Source organism: Amycolatopsis sp. A133 (assembly GCF_031082405.1).
In the GTDB taxonomy this organism is placed as follows: Bacteria; Actinomycetota; Actinomycetes; order Mycobacteriales; family Pseudonocardiaceae; genus Amycolatopsis.
In genome coordinates this window covers 110,890-128,108 of sequence record NZ_JAVHJU010000020.1, presented here as the reverse complement: position 1 = coordinate 128,108, position 17,219 = coordinate 110,890, and the positions used below count along the sequence as shown (strand labels likewise).

The following is a 17,219-nucleotide window of genomic DNA, read 5'->3' as shown; positions in this document are numbered from 1 at the left end:
AGAGGATCCGCCATGGAGCATTTTGCGCTGGGGCACTGGCTGCTCGTGCTCGCCTACCTGACGTCGGTGGTCGGCTGCGCGCTCGGGCTGGCGTGCGCGGTGCAGGCCCGCCACGCGGCGAACCCCCGCCACCGGATGCGGTGGCTGGTGCTGGCGGCGATCTCGATCGGCGGCGTCGGCATCTGGCTCATGCACTTCGTGGCGATGCTCGGTTTCAGCACCCCCGGGATGCCGGTCCGCTACGACATCTTCCGCACGGTGCTGTCGGCGGTTCTTTCGGTGACGGCGGTGTTCGCGGGGCTCGTGGTGGTGGGCGGCCGCGCGAAGTTCGGCTGGTGGCGCCTCGCCCTCGGTGGCGTGATCACGGGCCTGGCGGTGAACGTCATGCACTACACGGGAATGTCGGCGCTGCGGGTGAAGGGCGACTTCGGCTACGACGGCGTGCTGGTGGCGCTTTCGGTGGTGATCGCGGTGGTGGCGGCGACGGCGGCGCTGTGGTTCGCGGTGTTCCTCGACCGGCTCTCCTTGCGGCTGCTGGCCGGCTTCGTGATGGGCGCGGCGGTGACGGGCATGCACTACACGGGCATGGCGGCGGTCCGGATGACCATGGACACGACCGCCCCGGACCCGGCGGGGGCCGAGGTGTTCTCCTTCCTGTTCCCGGTGTTCGTGCTGGCGGCGATCGCGATGGCGGTGCCGTTGTGCGCGGTCCTGATGGCGCCGGCGGTCTCGCCGAAGGCCGCCGAGCCACCGGCGGAGGAAGCCGTCACGGTGTGAGCCGCCGCCGAAGAGAGGGCGGCCCGCGGGAACATCCCGCGGGCCGCCCGGCTCACCTCCCTACAGGCTGCACAGCAGCGAACAGGCCTTGGCCGACGACCAGTCCGTTGTGGACGGCGGCGTCCCCGGCGGGACGTTCACCGGCACGTACGTCACCTTCGCCTTGTTGGTGATCGGGAACAGGTTCAGCAGCGCGTAGGTCGCGCAGTACACCTGCTTCGACTGGCCCGCCGCCAGCGTGAACGGACCCGTCTGGCACGTCGGCTCCACGGTGTCCACCACCTGTGCGGACGTGATCCCCACCGGACCCTGGTTCGTCACCGTGATCCGCCAGTACGCCGACGCGGCGAGCACGCCGAGCAGGCCGACCGGGGCCTGTTTCGCCCACGGTCCGGCGCCGCCCGGGCCGCACTGGGCCGGGTGGACCGCCGTGCAGATCTCCTTCTCCACGGTCACCTTCGGGGTGCACGCGGCGCCCGGGGCCACCGGGAGCGTCACCGTGTTGGACGTGAACGAACCCGTCGAGTCCGTTCCGGTCGCCGTGTTGGCCACCGACGTCACCATGCAGTCGTTGGTGATCGTCGTGCGGAAGCACAGCTGGGGTGCGTCGCCCGCGAAGTCGACCACCAGCGAACCGCTGAAGCCGGCCGCGCTGTGGAGGACCAGTGTCGTCGTCACCGTGATCGACGGGTGCGCCGCCACCGAGACGCCGGTGAGGTCGACCGAGCCGTCCGGGGCGAAGCCCGGCGTCGGCACCACGGCGCCGTCCTGGTCGACGACCGTCACCCGGGACGCCGCGAAGTCGACGTTCGCCGGGTCGATGCCCGTCAGCCGCGCCGCGGTGTAACCCTGGACGTGACTTCCGCCGTCGCAGTAGAAATCACCCGGGCGCAGCGTGACCTGCCCGCCGGAACGGACACACGGCGTGGCGCCGGTGGCCGGGTCCATCGAGAACAGCACGCCCGCATCGCCGAGGCCGATCAGGCAGCCCGTCGGCGGGTCGTACGCGTAGCCGTAGTCCCGCGTCGCGCCCCCGTTCACCGACGGGTGGGTGATGCGGGCGGGCAGCCCCGCGCACGCCGCCCCCGTCGTCCAGTCGTGGCACAGCGCCGCGCCCGCGATACCCCCGTTCCACACCGGGAGGTAGCTGCGCACGTGGCCGCTCGGGTCGGTGACGACCTCGGGGTTGAAGACGTACGTCCCGGCCGGCAGCGCGGCCGCGCCCGGCGGTGCGGGCAGTGCGGAACCGTCCACCGCGTAACACGTCGTGACGTTGGTGCCGCCGGTCGTCGACGAGCACACGCCCACCGGGGCGCCGGCCGCGTTGAACGCCGTGTACGCGTTGTAGGTGAAGTTCCCCGCCGGTCCCGTCGGCCGCCAGGTCGCCCAGCCGGCGCACGCCGTGGCCGTCGCCGGGTCGAAGCAGCCCAGTGAAGGCTGCTGCGCGGTGCCGGGGTTCGACGACGACGCGAACACCTTGCCCGCGATGACGTCCAGCGCGCCGTAGACGTACGGGTTGCCGCTGATCGGCGGCGCGATCGGCGCGTACGGCTGGCCGCCGCAGGCGCTCTGGGTGGCGATGGTCCAGCAGACCACCGCGCCGCTGGTGACCAGGCCGTACAGGTTGCCGCCGGTTTCGACGAACCCGGTGAGGCCGCTCACCGCGGGCGAGCCGCCGATGGCGGCCAGCGACCAGTAGCCGCAGTTGGCCGCGGCGGCCATGTCCAGGCAGGCGACGCCGACGGAAGCCGCCGTGACGGCGGGGTAGTAGACCTTCGCGGGCGACGCGGGGTCGCGCACGTACTGCTCGACCATGGTGGTGGCGATGTCGCCGGCCCCCAGGGTGCCGAGCGGGCCGGGCGCGGTGTTGAGCACCTTCGGCCACGGGCCGCCCGGGCACCGCTGCCCGGTGGCGAGGTCGGTGCAGACCACCTTCGGTGCGGTGGCCCCCAGGTGGTGGTAGATGTTCCACGCCTGCAGCACGCCACTCGGGGTGCGGTACAGGATCGGCGTGAAGCCGTCGCCGCCGGTCGCGGTGGTGACCGCCTGCACGGGCGGGGTGAGGGCGCCGGTCAGCTGGGTCGCGTCGGGACCGGCGGTGGGGTTCGTCGCGCGGACCGCGGTGACCCCGGACGCCGGTTCGGCGCCGGTGAACGTGCTGCCGTCGGTCGACCACTCCGGCGTCCAGCCGGGCGGGACGTGCAGGGAACCGGGCTGGTAGGTCTGCCCGGCGCCGACGGCGTCGGTGATGGTGGCGGCGCCGGTCGTGGTGGCGTGGTCTTCGTAGCCGACGACCCAGTTCGCGGTCGCGCCGTGCGCGGCGGGCGAACCGGTGCCCTGCACGGACTTCGTCAGCGCCGAGACCGCCGGGGCGGGATCGGCGGCCGCGGTCAGCGGGGCGGCCGTGGCCGCCGTGAGCACCAGGGGCAGGACCGCCCCCAGCATGCGTCTTCGCATGGATGGTCCTCGATTCTTCGTTTGCCGGAATGCGCCGGGAAACGTTTTCCCGAGCGAAGGAAAATCCTATGCCGTTCCGGCAGTGCGGTTGAAGCACTCTCACCCGGGCGCTGAAAAAGCGAAACGAACAGCGCAATTGTTGGGCCATCTGCCGCGGTGGGCACCTGCCGTGACAAGCGGGTTTCGGCGTCGTTGTCACCCGAATGCTGTCCCCGTTCACTCGTTCGGGTAACGAGGGTGGGCTAAGAAAGCGCATTTCCGACGTGGCCGAAGATTTATTAACCGAATGCCCGATCTGCGGCCCGTCATCAGCTGTGAGCGAATTCGCTGGTCTGGCGGTGATCTTGGTGCTTGGGTGCCGGTATGGAGATCTTGGTTCTGGGCGGAACGGCGTGGGTGGGCCGGGAGCTGTCGCGGCAGGCGATCGAACGCGGCCACCGGGTGACCTGCCTCGCGCGCGGCGAGAGCGGAGAAGCCGCGGACGGAGCGACCCTCATCGCCGCCGACCGGCGCCTGCTGTCGGCGTACGACCCCCTGCTCGGCCGGGTGTGGGACGCGGTCGTCGAGGTGTCGTGGCAGCCCGGTTTCGTTCGCGGAGCGCTCGACGCGCTGGGTGGCAAGGCCGGGCACTGGGTATACGTCTCGTCCGGCAACGTCTACGCCTCGCACGCCACCCCGGGAGCCGACGAATCCGCGGCCCTGCTCGCCCCGACCGACCGGGGCGAGGCCGACCGCGAGGTGTACGGCGAGGCGAAGGTCGCCTGCGAGCAGGCGTCGACGGCCGCGGTGGGCGACCGCCTCCTCATCGCGCGGGCCGGGCTCATCGGCGGTCCGGGCGATCACACCGGGCGCTCCGGCTACTGGGCCGCCCGCGCGGCCCGTGATCCGCGGGGGCCGATGCTGGTCCCCGGCACCCCGGCCGTGCCCACCCAGGTGGTCGACGTGCGTGACCTCACCGCCTGGCTGCTCGACTCCGCGGAGACGGGCACCACCGGCACTTACGACGCGGTCGGCCCGGTCGTTCCGTTCGGGGAGTGGATCGAGCTGTCCCGCGCCGCCGGCGGGCACACCGGTCCGGTGGTCACCGCCGGGGCCGAGTGGCTGCTCGCCCAGGGCGTGGCCGAGTACATGGGGCCCGAATCGCTGGCGATGTGGCTGGTCGAGCCGGGCTGGGAAGGGTGGTCGGCCCGGGACGGGTCCGCGGCGCGCGCCGCCGGGCTCCGGCACCGGCCCCGGACGGAGCTGCTGGCGGACACGCTGCGCTGGGAGCGCGAGCAGGGGCTGGACCGGGATCGGCGCGCGGGCCTCAGCGCGCACCGCGAGCGCGAGTTGCTCGACGCCCTCGGCTGACGGCACCGCCCCAAGGTGGCCTCGGTTGCTCCATCCATGCCCCCGCCACCACCCTCAACGGAGGCGCTTCGCGCCGCAGTGCCGGTTCAACGCACTCGGGGCGCTGGGGATCCGGCCTCGGCTGCTAACCGGATTCGGCGTCGAAGCGGAGTTTCGACGTGATGCGGTAGCGGTCGCCGCGGTAGACCGAGCGGGTCAGTTCGACGATCCGGCCTCCTCCGTCGCGGGTGAGCCGCTCGATGTGCAGGATCGGGGCGTACACCGCGATTTCCAGGAGCTCGGCCTGCTCGGGGTTGGTGACCGCGGGCTCGATCGTCTGGACCGCGTCGTGCACGGCGATCCCGAAGCGTTCCCGCAGCAGCCGGTAGAAGTTGCCCGCCTCCAGGTCCGCCGGCCGCAGGCCGGGGACCAGGCCGGCGGGCAGCGCGAGGCGTTCGATCGCGATCGGTTCGTCGTCGACGTACCGGACCCGGGTGATCCGCAGCACCGGCGTGCCCGGCTCGAGTTCCAGCTCCCCGGCCAGGGTCCGGGCGGCGGGGGACACCGCGAACGCGACCACCCGGCTGGTCCAGTGGCCTTCCGCCGGCGGCACCGCGAGCCCGGTCGCCAGTTCCTGGGTGACCTTCTGCGGGCTGGTGAACGTGCCGCGGCCGCGCTGGCGCACCAGCAGCCCGGTGCGGGTCAGCTCGTCGATGGCCGCGCGGACGGTCGGGCGGGAGACGCCCAGCTCGGTCGCCAGGTCCCGTTCGGAGGCGAGCCCGGTGCCCGGGTCGGCGTTCTCGATCACCTTCAGGAGGTGCCGGCGGACGCGGTCGCGCTTCACTGTGGGCGGCCGGTCCGTCAGCTCGCCCACTTCTTTTCGGGGGTTCCGGGTGGCGGAGCCCCCGGCCTGGGGCGAAGCCCCGGATGTCACAGCTTCTTTTCGGGGGTTCCGGGTGGCGGAGTCCCCGGCTTGGGGCGAAGCCCCGGATGTCACAGCTTCTTTTCGGGGGTTCCGGGTGGCGGAGTCCCCGGCTTGGGGCGAAGCCCCGGATGGCACAGCGGTCAAGGCACCGTCTTCCCGGGTACTCCGAGCGCGCCGGCGAACCGGACTCGCTCCTTCGGCAGGGCACCCAGCGCCCGGAGCCGGCCGAGGTGTCCGGTCAGGCGCTGGTGGAAGTCAGCATAACCGCGGCCCGGCGGCGACCACGCCCGCTCGGCCAGCGCGCACAGCCGCGGGAACGCCAGGTGGCGCACGTGGTCGGGCGTCGGGGCGTGCTCGGTCCACAGCTGGGCCTGGGTGCCCAGGATGCCGGGCCCGGTCCCGTCGGCGATCGGCAGCCCGCCCGCCAGGGGGTCGAAGCGGTAGACGTCTTCCAGGGTCGTCACGGGCTCGCGGGGTGGCTCGCCGGGGTCCTCGCTCTGGCGGTAGTCGAAGTAGGTCGAGGTGTGCGGGGCCATGATCACCCGGTGGCCGCGGGCGACGGCGAGCGCGCCGTGGGCGGCGTCGCGCCAGGCCGTGACGATCAGGTCCGCGGGCAGCCGTCCCGCGGCGTGCCCGGTTTCGTCCCAGCAGACCGCCTGCCTGCCGAGCCCGGCGACCACGCGGTGCAGCTTGCCGAGGAACCACGGGTGCAGTTCGGCGGTGGTGCGCAACCCCAGCCGCGTGGCCTTTTCGCGCGCGAGGGGGCTGGTTTCCCATTGCACCGTCGGGCATTCGTCGCCGCCGATGTGCAGGTACGGCGCCGGGAAGACGTCGGCGACCTGGGTGAGGACGTCGCGGCAGAAGGCGAACGCGCCGTCGTGGACGCCGAGGATGTCCGGGCTGATGCCCCACTCCGTCCACACCGGCAACGGCGTTTCCGGCCGGTTGCCGAGCGAAGGGTAGGCGGCCAGCGCCGCGCGGACGTGCCCGGGCAGGTCGATCTCCGGCACGATCCGCACCCCGCGCTCGGCGGCGAACCGGACCAGCTCGCGCAGCTCCCGCTGGGTGTACGAGCCGCCGTGGGGGACGCCGTCGAAGACGCCGCTGCCCGCTGGTCCGACCATCGACTCCGTGCGCCAGGCCCCGACCTCGGTGAGCCGGGGCCACCCGCCGATCTCGATCCGCCAGCCCTGGTCGTCGGTGAGGTGCAGGTGCAGGACGTTGTACTTGTGCAGCGCCAGGAGGTCGACGAACTCGCGGAGGAAGTCCAGCGGCATGAAGTGCCGGGCGACGTCGAGCAGCACCCCGCGCCACGGCAGCCGCGGCGCGTCGCGGATCGTCAGGCACGGTAGCCGCGGGGCCAGCTGGCGGATCGTCTGCACGCCGGCCAGCAGGCCCGCGTCCGTGGACGCGGTGAGCAGCGCGCGGTCGGGGGTGACCTCGAGGGTGTACTCCTCCGGCCCGAGCCCCGGTTTCCGCGCGAGCCGGATGACGGGTCCGCCTGAGACCAGCGGGAGGCCGGTGTACGCGGCGAGCAGCCGGGCCGGGCCGCGGGTGCCCGGGCCCGCCAGGATTCCGGTGGGCACGCAGGAACCGGCGCGGCGCGTGAGCCGCGCGGGGTGGGGGATCAGCATCAGCCCTTCACCGCGCCCGCGGTCATGCCTTCGACCAGGTGGCGCTGCACCAGCGCGAAGAAGACGACGACGGGCAGCGCGAACAGCGTCGACGCGGCGATGAGGCCGCCGTAGTCGGTGCCCGTGCTGGTGCTGAACGAGACCAGCCAGACCGGCAGCGTGTAGCCCGAGCTGTCCTTCATGATCACGTAGGCGAACAGGAAGTCGTTCCACGCGGTGATGAAGGCGAACACGCTGGTCGCGATCAGCCCGGGCAGCACGAGCGGCAGCAGGACCGAGCGCATGACGCGTCCGCGCGTCGCGCCGTCGACCATCGCGGCTTCTTCGAGCTCGACCGGGATGCCGTGCAGGAAGCCGCGCAACGTCCAGATCGTGAACGGCAGCACGAGCGCCACGTAGGTCAGGACGAGCCCGGGCAGCGTGTCGAGCAGGTGCGCGCTCTTGAGGCCGAGGAACAGCGGGATGACCAGCGCGGGCACCGGCACCATCTGCAGCACCAGCACGCCGATGAGGAAGCTCCGGCGCCCGAAGAACCGGAAGCGGGTCAACGCCGTCGCGGCCAGGAACGCGACCACGATGGACAGGACGACGACCGCGACGACGACCACGACGCTGTTGACGAGGTCCTGGACGAACCCGGGCTTGGCGAGTGCGCCGGCGAAGTTCTCCAGCGTGACGTCGAAGGGCAGGAACTCCGGGGTGGGGTTGAGGATCTTGCCCGCGGGCTTGAACGCCGTGAGCACCATCCAGTAGACGGGGAAGATCCACACGAGGCAGAAGAGGGCGGCCGCGGTGTTCCGGCCGATCCGCCGGATCACAGGTCCTCCCCGGCGCGGACGAGCCGCCGCACGTACACCGCGGTCAGCCCGACGAGCAGCACGACGGAGACGACGGCGATCGCCGCGCCCTGGCCGAAGTCGTTGCGGCTGAAGGCGCGGGTGAACGTCCAGATGCCCAGGGTCGTCGTGCCGCCGCCCGGGCCGCCCTGGGTGAGGATCCAGATCTGGTTGAACACGGTGAAGTCCCAGATGACCGAGAGGATGGTGACCAGGCCGAGGATCGGCTGCAGGAACGGGAGGGTGATCGTGCGGTGCACCCGCCACGGCCCGGCGCCGTCCAGCGCCGCGGCTTCGTAGTAGGACCGCGGGATCTGGGAGAGGCCGGCGTGCAGGGTGAGCGCGACGAACGGGACCGACTGCCACACCACGAGCAGCCAGACCAGGGTGAACGCCGACGCCGGGGTCGTCGTCCAGTCGTGCTGGGTGAGGTCGCTGAAGCCGAGCCGGGTCAGCAGCCAGTTCACCACGCCGTACCCGGGCTGGAAGAGCCACTGCCAGACCAGGGTGGACGCCACGTTCGGCAGGGCCCACGCCGCGATCAGGCACAGGGTGACCGCCGTGCGCATCCCGCGGCCCAGGCGCCGCAGCAGCAGCGCGACGCCGGAACCGATCACGAGCGTCCCGGCCACCAGCGCGGCGCAGAACCCGACGCTGCGCGCGAGGACCGGCAGCAGCTGGGGATCGCCGAGGACGGCGGCGTAGTTGTCCCAGCCGGCGAAACCCGTCTTGCCGGTGAACAGCGACCGCAGGCCGTACTCCTGCAGCGAAATCACGACCAGCCGGACGAGCGGGTAGCCGAGCACGAGCCCGAGCAACGCGGCCGCGGGCAGGAGCAGGCCGTAGGGCAGCAGCGAACCACGGCGGGACGCCGCCGTTCGTTCCCTGGCGCGCGGCGGCGCTTTCTCCAGCAGCACGGGGACTCCTTCACGAACAGGGGCGGGGTGGCTGGGCGCTCGTTGGTCGGCCGGGCCACCCCGCCGGTCAGCGGGCGCCCAGCGCCTCGGACAGGTGGGCGTCGAATTCCCGGGCGGCCTCGGCGACCGGCCGTCGCCCGGTGGCGATGTCGGCGAAGAACGCGTTGATGGACTTGTCGCTTTCGATGGTCGCCCAGCCGGGTGCGGCCGGGGTGGCGACGCTGGTCTTCGCCGCGGTGGCGAAGGCCGCGTTGAGCGGCGGCAGGGTGGGCGTGATCCGGTCGATCAGCTCGGTCGAGACCGGGGTCCAGCCGTCGAGGCCGGCGATCGCGTCGCGCTGCACGGCCGGGTCGGCCGCCGTCTTGAGGTAGGCCAGTGCGAGGTCCTGGTGACGGCTCTTGGCCGCGACGGCCAGGTCCGAGCCGCCGAGGAACACCGGTTGCGTCTTCCCGGGGGTGGTGCTCGGGAAGGGGAACGTGCCCAGGCGGTCCTTCAGCTCGGGCTTGTTCTTCAGCACGGTGTTGACGCTCGTGTCGAGGATGGCCGCCGCGCCGCCGGCGGAGAAGATCGCCGCCTGGTCCGGTGCCTTCGTGTCGACGTTGCGGGACGCGGCGGAGGAGTAGGCGTTCTGGAAGTCCTTCCACGCCTGCAACCCCTTCTGCGCCTCGGGGCTTCCGAGGGCACCGGTCCACTTCCCGTCCTGCTGCGTGGCGATCTGCCCGCCGGCGTCCCAGACGAACTGCAGCGCGCCGAACCAGTACCGGCCGGGGAAGTGGAAGACCGAATAGTCCGGCGCGGGGTGCTTAGCCTTGATCTTGTCGAGCGCCGCGGTGAGCTCGGGGAACGTCTTCGGCGGCGAGGTGACGCCGGCGTCGGCCCAGACCTGCTTGTCGTAGATCACCGCGCGGTTGCCGGCGAACAGCGGCGCGGCGTAGAGCTTTCCGTCCACAGTGGCCGGACCGGCGAGGCCGGGCAGCCAGGTCTGGCCCGCGGCGAGCTCGTCGCGGTGCGGGGTGAGGTCGGTCAGCGCGCCGTTGGCGGCGAACAGCGGGACGTTCGTGTTGCCGATTTCGATGACGTCCGGCGTGTTGTCCTGGGCCAGCGCGGTGCTGATCTTGGTGTTGATGTTGTCCCATTCCTGGATCTGCACGGTGACCTTGGCGCCGGTGGCCTTCTCGAACGCGGCGTTGATCGCCGCGGTGGCCTTGTCGCTGAGGTCGCCGTTCATCAGCCAGACGGTCAGCTCACCGCCGTGGGCGGCGGGAGCGGGTGTGTCGGTGCCGCAGGCGACGGCGGTCACGGCGGCGACGGCCAGTGCGGCGGCGAGGGTGCGTCTGCGCATGGGGTTTCCCGAAGGCGTGAGGGTGGAGGTGGCGCGGCGGTCGTGAGTGGTAACGCGGGTTCTAACCCGCATTACCACTCACGACGGGCTGCGGGAGGGTCAGCAGTGGCCGAGGTCGGCCCACTGGGCGGTGAGCCCCGGCTCGGAGCCCTGGGTCCACCAGTTCGCCTGCCAGAGGTGGGTGTTGTGCTTCACCCGCTGGCCGCCGAGGTACACGGTGCCCCGGTCCCAGGCCGGCGCCGTCGAGCAGTCGGCGGGCTGGGACGGCGTGGTGGGGGTCGTCGGCGTCGTCGGGGTGGTGGTCGTCCGCGGCGGGGTGGTCGGTGTGGTGCAGCCGCTGACCGAGTCCACATGGGACGTTCCGCTCGAGCGGTACCGACCCGCTTGCGCGACGGCGTCGGACGGCGAAACGACCTGGTTGCCCGCGTAGTAGGTCCAGTCGACCTGTTCGGTGTAGACGCTGTTCCCGCTCGTGTGCCCGGCCGTGTCGATGAACCACATGTTGTAGTTGATCGACATCGGCGTGCGCGGGTAGACCGGGTTGCCCTGGGCGTCGGTCGTGTGGTCCGCGGTGAGCACGCCGTCGATGTAGTACTTCACGTGCCCGCCGGAAACCTGGGTGACGATGTCGTGCCAGCCGGCCATGCTGCGGTTCTGCGCGGTGGACGTGCGCAGGCCGTCCCACGTCGGGTTGTTCCAGTAGGTGTACCAGCTGGTCTGGTAGTTCGCCTGGGAACCGCCCCAGCCGCCGTTGGGCAGGTACTCGGAAAAGTCGAGTTCGCTGTAGAGCGGGTCGCGGTCGTACCGCAGCGGGGAGATCGTGAAGTAGGTTTCGTTGACGTGGTCCCCGTCGCTGCCGCTGTCGGGCGCGTCGGTGAAGCGGACGCGGCTGGCGTACGTGCCTTCGAAGAACCGCAACTGGTTCTGGTACAGCTCGGCGTGTGTCGTGCCCGCCGCGCTGCCGTCGGTGGTGGCGGTGAGCTGGGCGACGCGTTCGCCGTTCACGGCCGGGAAGCTGATGTTGCTCGTGAGCCAGCGCGCGCCGGCCACGCCGGGGCTGCCGACGTCGTTGCGCGTGGTCCAGCCGGCTCCGCCGAAGGCGGAATCGGTGGGCGAGGCGTAGTGGAAGTCGTCGAAGAGCACGCCGCAGCCGGCCGCCGCGGCGGCCGGGCTGGCGTCGGCCCCGCCGGAGAGGATCAGGGCCGTGGCGGCCACGGTCGCGAGGCTCGTCAAAGCTGCTGTGGTGGTGCGGGTGGTGCGGGACATGGGTCTCCTCCTGGGATGCCGTACCGCGGGGAGCGCCGATTGGTCTAGACGAATCAGGTGGCCAGTACCTTCCTCTTGACCATTGGTAAAGTCAAGAAGGCGGCAGAAATTACCTTTGGTAATTTCGGCGGCTCAGCCGCCCGTGGCCCACAGCCGGTGAACGAGCTCCAGGAAGGAGTGCCGGTCACCCGCGTCGAGCGCGGCACGGCGATCGGCGTAGACGTCGAAGGTGGCGTACGGCCGGGACGATTGCAGTGTCCGCCGCGCTTCCGGGTGCCGCGGCGTGGTGATCCGCAGCGAGCTCCGGCAGCGGGCGACGTGGTCGCGGGCGTGCAGCAGGACCCGCAGCCCGGCGGCGGCCAGCGCGGTGACCCCGGCGAGGTCGAGCACGACGACCTCGGGCACCGGATCCTGCGCCAGGCTCTGCGCGATGGCGCGGGCCATGAGCAGCACGGTTTCGCTGTCGAGTTCCCCGTCCAGCGCCACGACGGCGGGATCGCCGTGGGACCGCGAGACGGTCAGCCGCCCCGGATGCGGAGGATCGGCCGGGTGCATGGTCGGGAACCACCCTCCCGCGCGACGGGGGACAGGGGATGGCTCGGGGTTGAACCGTGCAGGCTGTCCAGCGTAAGCCGGGTTCCGGCGGGCCACAACAGTTCTTCAGGCCGGATGGGTCCAGCCGCGGTGGGCGGCCGGGTCGACGTTGCCGCCGCACACGATGGTCACCACGTGCCGTCCGGCGAAGCGGCGGGGGTCTTCGAGGATCGCCGCGACGCCCAGCGCCGCCGACGGCTCGACGACCAGCCCGGCGTGGTCGAACAGCAGCCGCACCCCGGCGATGATCGACGCTTCCCCGACCAGGACGGCGTCGTCGGCGACCACGAGCAGGTCGTCGAGGACCTCCGGGATGGGACACCGCCCGGCGACCCCGTCGGCGATGGTGTTCGTCGGGCCGGTGGTGACGACGCGCCGTTCGTGCCAGGAGCGCGTCATCGCCGGAGCGCCCTGCGGCTGGACGCAGATCACCTCGGTGCTCGGGGCGCGCGCCCGGAGCACGTGCCCCACCCCGGTGGCCAGTGCCCCGCCGCCGAGGGCGATCAGGACGGCGTCGAACGACGGCCCGGCGTCCACCAGTTCCAGGCCGATAGTGGCCGCGCCTTCGCAGGTCTCGAGGTCCAGGCTGTCTTCGACCAGCCGGATGCCGTCGCGCCGGGCGATGGCCGCCGCGCGCTCGCGAGCCAGTTCGTGGTCGCCGTCCACCAGTTCCAGCCGGGCACCCAGCGCGCGGATGCGCTCGAGCTTCGCCGTCGTCGCGTACCGCGATGCGACGACGGTGACGCCGAGCCCCCGGCGGCGTCCGGACCAGGCGAGCGCCTGGCCGAGGTTGCCCGCGCTGGCGCACACCACCGCGGGCGAGCCGGGCCGGCTCGCGATGACTTCGGTGCCGCGCGCCTTGAAGCTGCGCACCGGGTTCGCCGTCTCGAGCTTGATGCTCACCGCACACCCGAGGGCGGGTTCCAGCGCTTCGCAGCGGTAGAGCGGTGTCTCCAGGAAAACCGGGTCGATCACCCGGCGGGCCGCCTGGATCCGGGCGAGGTCGAGGCGGGTTCCGGGCACGGCACCGCAGCCTAGCGGCTGCTCGGGTGCGCGGGCTGGAACAATTCGACGAGGTTGCCCGCCGGGTCCGCCAGGAGGATCTGCCGCCCGCCGGGCCCGGACACGACGTCGGTGCGGAAGGCCAGCCCCGCGGTGGTGAGCCGGGCGATCTCGGCGTCGAGGTCGTCGACCACCAGGTGGATGCGGTTGCGCCCGGCCGCCGCGGCGTCCGCGGGGGTGGCGCGGGCGCCGGAACTGGCGGGGCCGGAAAGCAGGAGCCGCAGCGGGCCGCGGACGACGTCGGCGAACGCCGGTCCCGCGCTCATGCGCACCGTGAACCCCAGGTGGGTCGTGTAGAAATCGACGGCCGCCGGTACGTCGTCGACGACGTACCGGACACTGGCGTGCTGTTCGCTCACGACCGGACCTCCTTGTCCTTCGTGGTGACGAGATCCGGCAGCAGGTGCCGGACGCGTGTGTCGAGCTCGGCCGCCGTCCTGGCGAACGAGCCGGGATCGCGCGCCGCCGCCGGGTCGGGGATGCTCCAGTGGCGGCGCCGCGGGCGGTGCGGGAACCCGGGGCAGACCTCGCGGACCTTGTCGCACACCGTGATGACGTGGTCGAACCGCTGCCCGGCGACCGCGTCCAGGTGCCGCGGCCGCTGCCCGGTGATGTCGATGCCGAACTCGTCGCCCAGCACCCGGACCGCCTCGGGGTGCAGGGCGGCTTTCGGGTGACTGCCCGCGCTGGTCACCGTCACCTTCCCGGCGGTCCGCCGTCGCAGCAGGGCTTCGGCGATCGGGGAGCGGGCGCTGTTGCCGGTGCAGACGAACAGCACGGCGATCCGCCCGGCCGGCGGCGGGGTTTCCGGGCGCAGCGCGGGGTGCAGCGCCGCACCCGTTTCGGCCAGCGCGCCCGCACAGTGGTCCAGATCGAGGTGGTAGTAGCTGTCCCGGCCGTCGAAGCTGCTGCGGGTGGCGGTCACCAGGCCGCCGACGCGCAGCAGCCGCAGGTGGTAGGAGACCAGGTTCTGCGGTTCGCCGACGCGCTCCACCAGTTCCCGGACCCGCAGGTCGCCGCCGGCGAGCGCCGTCAGCAGCGACCACCGCAGCGGGTGGGCGGCCAGGCGGACGAAAGCGGGCGGCTCGGCGACCATCCCCGGACAATACATCAAATGGATTTGATGGAAAAGGAGGTCACGACCCCGCGCACCACCGCCCGCCGAACCCCTCCTGGCCGAGAAGGGCGCGGGCCTCCACGTCTCGCGCGATTTCCCGGCGAAAGCCGCGAACTGTCCTTTTCGGACTATCGCCTCCCGGCGACCCCGCTGCTGGGCCGGCGAAGAGGGCCGGAGGTCGCGCGGCCTGGCGGCAGCTGATCCGCCGCCACCCCCGCACCGCGTGGTCTCCAAAAGGGATGAGCGTGGTGGGACCGGGCGGTCTTGGGGGGAGGGGATCGCCCGATCCCACCACGCTCCGCCGGGCCGCGCGAGGTTGGCGACGCGCGTCCGGCTGGTCCGAAGCGGCCTATCCGGCCGGGCGGGCCCGGTGCCCCGCCGAGTGCACCGCCCAGTGCGGGTTGCCGCACTGCGGGCGCCAGGTGCCGACGTGCACCCACTGGCGGCCCCAGGCGTGGGACATGAGGACCGTCGGGCGCCGGCACCGGGGACAGGTCTGCGGCACCGAGTCGATGGACAACTCGTCCTCCTTGCGCGTGGTGGGTGATCGCGGGAAAAGGATCGTCCGAAAGGGACCGGAGCGGACCGGGGAAACTACCCGAATGGCTACGCGGGTGGCGGCCCGGCCAGCCACGACGCCACCTGGGTGCGGGAGGTGAGGCCGAGTTTCACCAGGATGTTCTCGACGTGCCCCTCCACGGTCCGTCCGCTGAGGACGAGAGCGGCCGCGATCTCCTTGTTGCTCATGCCCCGCGCCACCAGCCCGGCGATCTCCCGCTGGCGCCGGGTCAGCCCGCCGGGTTCGGCCGCCGCTTTGCCCGCGGCCTTGCCCGCCGCTTCCGCGGGCGGCCGCTCGCCGAGGGCGCACCGGACGACCTCGTCGAGGCCGGAGCCGGCCGCCTCGGCGAAGGCCGCTTCGAAGGCTTCGTTCCCGAGCGCCTTGCGGGCCTGTGCCGCGCACTGCTCGTCGACGCCTTGGTAGGGACTCATTTCGCCGACGCGGGCGCCGCTGAGCCGCCAGACCGCGCCGGCGCCCCCGAGCAGCCGGGCGGCCCGGTCGTGCGCGCCTTCGGCGGAGTGGCACCACGCGAGGGCCTCGACGAGGAACGCGAGCAGCGTGCGGTCGGTCAGCCGCAGGGCAATGGCCTCGTGCAGCAGCCGCGCCGCCGCCCGGGTCTCGCCCGCCCGCCAGCGGTGGATCGCGACGGCCCACAACGCGTAGCCCCGTGACCAGCGTGCTCCGTGCCGGTCGGCCAGCGCCAGCGCCTCCTCCGCGGCGGCCGCACCGCGGGGGTCGCCGAGGAAGAAGCGCGCGGCGGCGAGCAGGATCAGCGTGTCGAACACCAGCAGCGCGTCACCGGCCGTGCGGTACCCGGCCAGCGCCCGCTCCAGCAGCGCGGCACCGCCGGTCAGGTCGCCGGCGAAGAACGTGGCCATGCCGGCGCACTCCGCGTGGCCCGCCCGGAGCCGTTCGTCGTCGAGCTCCTCGGCGAGCTCGGCCAGCTCCGCCAGCAGTTCCGCGTGCGGCGCGCCGGTCTGGATCGCGAGGAACGCCATCGCGTACAACCCGCGGGCCCGGACCGGCGTGCGCTCACCGCACAGCTCGAGGCCGCGCCGCAGGTACCCGCACCCCTCCGGCACGAGGCCGCCGCCGTACCAGAAGTTCCACAGCGAAGCCGCGATGTCCAGCGCCCGGCCCGCTCCTGGCCCGGACAGGCAGTGTTCCAGCACGGACCGGAGGTTGGCGTGCTCGCGCCGGAGCCGGCCGAGCCACTCCGACTGCCGGGGGCCGAACCCCTCGGCCCGGTAGCGCCGCGCGAGGTCCGCGTAGTACCCGGCCTGCCGGGCCCGCACGCCGGCCTCGCCGCCCTCCGCGGCCAGCCTGGCGCCGCCGTATTCACGGACGGTCTCCAGCATGCGGTACCAGGCGTGCCGGCCGAAGGTGCCGTTCCGGCGGCTGAGGACGGACTTGTCCACCAGTCCCGCCACGACGTCCAGCGTGCTGCCGGTTTCCCCGGGCGCGCACACCTGCTCGGCGGCGTCGAGGTCGAAGCCGCCGGGGAACACCGACGCCTGCGCCCACAGCCGCTGTTCGGCGGGTGTGCACAGCTCGAAGCTCCAGCCGATCGCCGCCTCGAGGGTCCGGCGGCGGGGCTGGGGGGCGAGCGGTCCCGAAGTGAGCAGGCCGAGCCGGTCGTCGAGCCGTTCGAGGACCTGGTCGACCGAGAGCACGCGGACGCGGACGGCGGCCAGCTCGATGGCCAAGGGAATTCCCTCGAGGCGCCGGCAGATCCGGCTCACCGCCGCCCGGTTGCCCGGGGTGAGCTCGAAGCCGGGGGAGACGGCGGCCGCGCGCTCGGCGAACAGCGTCACCGCCTCCGCCGGGCCGGCGCCGGTGTCCTCGGCCGGCGGGACGGGCAGCGGCTCGACGTGCAGGATGTGCTCACCCTCCACGTGCAGCGTGTGCCGGCTGGTGGCCAGTACCCGGAGACCGGCGGAGCCCGCGAGCAGCTTCGCGACCAGCATCGCGCACTCGTCCGCGACGTGCTCGCAGTTGTCCAGCACGAGCAGCAGCTGCTTGTCTTCGAGGTACTCGGCGAGCCCGGCCGCCTGGTCGCTGGTGCCGCGCAGGCCGAACGCCGTCGCCACGGTGTTCGGCACCAGGCGGGGATCACCCAGGTCGGCCAGCCCGGCCAGCCACACGCCGTCCGGGAAGGCCCGGCGCACGCCGGCGGCGACCCGGAGCGCCAGCCGCGTCTTGCCGACGCCGCCGGCCCCGGTCAGGGTGACCAGCCGGGCCGCCGACAGCAGGCGCTTCACCTCGCCGAGCTCCGGCCGCCGGCCGACGAAGCTGGTCAGCTCGGCGGGCAGGTTGCCGGTGCTTCGGCGGGAACGCGCACCCATGCGGAGAGTCTAGGTCCGGACGGGCGGGGCTCAAGCCGAGCCGGGAACACGGCCGTAAC

At 72.7% G+C, this 17,219-nt stretch carries 15 protein-coding genes; 2 read left to right on the top strand and 13 right to left on the bottom strand.

All coding sequences use genetic code 11. From position 1 onward, the window contains the following. Positions 1–12 precede the first annotated feature (12 nt). Entirely contained in the window at positions 13–777 is a 765-nt protein-coding gene (locus Q5425_RS17105; protein ID WP_308673232.1) for an MHYT domain-containing protein, read from the top strand. Positions 778–837: 60 nt separating this feature from the next. Here the strand turns inward: Q5425_RS17105 and Q5425_RS17100 are convergent, their stop codons facing one another. Then, a complete protein-coding gene (locus Q5425_RS17100; RefSeq protein ID WP_308673231.1) occupies positions 838–3,234 on the bottom strand; it encodes a hypothetical protein in 2,397 nt (798 codons plus the stop codon). 363 nt (positions 3,235–3,597) lie between these two features. On the opposite strand from Q5425_RS17100, the gene Q5425_RS17095 reads away from it, so the two are divergent. Further along, the gene (locus Q5425_RS17095) at positions 3,598–4,584 is read left to right on the top strand and encodes an epimerase (RefSeq protein ID WP_308673230.1); all 987 of its coding nucleotides are present in this window, start codon (positions 3,598–3,600) and stop codon (positions 4,582–4,584) included. 124 nt (positions 4,585–4,708) lie between these two features. On the opposite strand, the gene Q5425_RS17090 is transcribed toward Q5425_RS17095, so the two are convergent. The 12 genes from Q5425_RS17090 to Q5425_RS17035 form a co-directional block, all read right to left on the bottom strand. Further along, positions 4,709–5,437, bottom strand: a complete 729-nt coding sequence (locus Q5425_RS17090; RefSeq protein ID WP_308673229.1) for a GntR family transcriptional regulator — start codon at positions 5,435–5,437, stop codon at positions 4,709–4,711. Between the two features lie 191 nt (positions 5,438–5,628). After that, the gene (locus Q5425_RS17085; RefSeq protein WP_308673228.1) at positions 5,629–7,122 is read right to left on the bottom strand and encodes a beta-N-acetylhexosaminidase; all 1,494 of its coding nucleotides are present in this window, start codon (positions 7,120–7,122) and stop codon (positions 5,629–5,631) included. Further along, positions 7,122–7,940 carry a carbohydrate ABC transporter permease gene (locus Q5425_RS17080; protein ID WP_308673227.1) on the bottom strand — a complete coding sequence of 273 codons (819 nt, stop codon included), beginning with the start codon at positions 7,938–7,940 and terminating at the stop codon, positions 7,122–7,124. Before Q5425_RS17080 ends, Q5425_RS17085 begins: the two co-directional genes overlap by 1 nt. After that, the gene (locus Q5425_RS17075) at positions 7,937–8,875 is read right to left on the bottom strand and encodes a sugar ABC transporter permease (RefSeq protein WP_308673226.1); all 939 of its coding nucleotides are present in this window, start codon (positions 8,873–8,875) and stop codon (positions 7,937–7,939) included. Before Q5425_RS17075 ends, Q5425_RS17080 begins: the two co-directional genes overlap by 4 nt. Positions 8,876–8,942: 67 nt before the next feature. Beyond that, a complete protein-coding gene (locus Q5425_RS17070; protein WP_308673225.1) occupies positions 8,943–10,217 on the bottom strand; it encodes an extracellular solute-binding protein in 1,275 nt (424 codons plus the stop codon). A 99-nt stretch (positions 10,218–10,316) separates the two neighbouring features. Further along, positions 10,317–11,483, bottom strand: a complete 1,167-nt coding sequence (locus tag Q5425_RS17065) for a carbohydrate-binding protein (protein WP_308673224.1) — start codon at positions 11,481–11,483, stop codon at positions 10,317–10,319. Between the two features lie 132 nt (positions 11,484–11,615). Continuing rightward, positions 11,616–12,038: an STAS domain-containing protein gene (locus tag Q5425_RS17060; RefSeq protein WP_308673223.1), complete on the bottom strand. Its 423-nt coding sequence runs from the start codon at positions 12,036–12,038 to the stop codon at positions 11,616–11,618. 105 nt (positions 12,039–12,143) lie between these two features. Then, the gene (locus tag Q5425_RS17055) at positions 12,144–13,100 is read right to left on the bottom strand and encodes a pyridoxal-phosphate dependent enzyme (protein ID WP_308673222.1); all 957 of its coding nucleotides are present in this window, start codon (positions 13,098–13,100) and stop codon (positions 12,144–12,146) included. Between the two features lie 11 nt (positions 13,101–13,111). Then, the gene (locus Q5425_RS17050; RefSeq protein WP_308673221.1) at positions 13,112–13,498 is read right to left on the bottom strand and encodes a VOC family protein; all 387 of its coding nucleotides are present in this window, start codon (positions 13,496–13,498) and stop codon (positions 13,112–13,114) included. Next, complete coding sequence (locus Q5425_RS17045) at positions 13,495–14,235, bottom strand: ArsR family transcriptional regulator (protein WP_308673220.1); 741 nt, start codon at positions 14,233–14,235, stop codon at positions 13,495–13,497. The genes Q5425_RS17050 and Q5425_RS17045 overlap by 4 nt, the downstream gene beginning before the upstream one ends. Positions 14,236–14,605: 370 nt before the next feature. Next, entirely contained in the window at positions 14,606–14,776 is a 171-nt protein-coding gene (locus Q5425_RS17040; RefSeq protein WP_308673219.1) for a hypothetical protein, read from the bottom strand. A gap of 86 nt (positions 14,777–14,862) precedes the next feature. After that, positions 14,863–17,160, bottom strand: coding sequence for a LuxR C-terminal-related transcriptional regulator (locus Q5425_RS17035; RefSeq protein WP_308673218.1), 2,298 nt, complete (start codon positions 17,158–17,160; stop codon positions 14,863–14,865). Positions 17,161–17,219 lie beyond the last annotated feature (59 nt).

What these genes read in the sequence shown, in the direction of transcription:
- Q5425_RS17105 (WP_308673232.1), top strand. Translation starts at nt 13, where the DNA reads ATGGAGCATTTTGCGCTGGGGCACTGGCTGCTCGTGCTCGCCTACCTG.
- Q5425_RS17100 (WP_308673231.1), bottom strand. Translation starts at nt 3,234, where the DNA reads ATGCGAAGACGCATGCTGGGGGCGGTCCTGCCCCTGGTGCTCACGGCG.
- Q5425_RS17095 (WP_308673230.1), top strand. Translation starts at nt 3,598, where the DNA reads ATGGAGATCTTGGTTCTGGGCGGAACGGCGTGGGTGGGCCGGGAGCTG.
- Q5425_RS17085 (WP_308673228.1), bottom strand. Translation starts at nt 7,122, where the DNA reads ATGCTGATCCCCCACCCCGCGCGGCTCACGCGCCGCGCCGGTTCCTGC.
- Q5425_RS17070 (WP_308673225.1), bottom strand. Translation starts at nt 10,217, where the DNA reads ATGCGCAGACGCACCCTCGCCGCCGCACTGGCCGTCGCCGCCGTGACC.
- Q5425_RS17065 (WP_308673224.1), bottom strand. Translation starts at nt 11,483, where the DNA reads ATGTCCCGCACCACCCGCACCACCACAGCAGCTTTGACGAGCCTCGCG.
- Q5425_RS17060 (WP_308673223.1), bottom strand. Translation starts at nt 12,038, where the DNA reads ATGCACCCGGCCGATCCTCCGCATCCGGGGCGGCTGACCGTCTCGCGG.
- Q5425_RS17045 (WP_308673220.1), bottom strand. Translation starts at nt 14,235, where the DNA reads ATGGTCGCCGAGCCGCCCGCTTTCGTCCGCCTGGCCGCCCACCCGCTG.
- Q5425_RS17035 (WP_308673218.1), bottom strand. Translation starts at nt 17,160, where the DNA reads ATGGGTGCGCGTTCCCGCCGAAGCACCGGCAACCTGCCCGCCGAGCTG.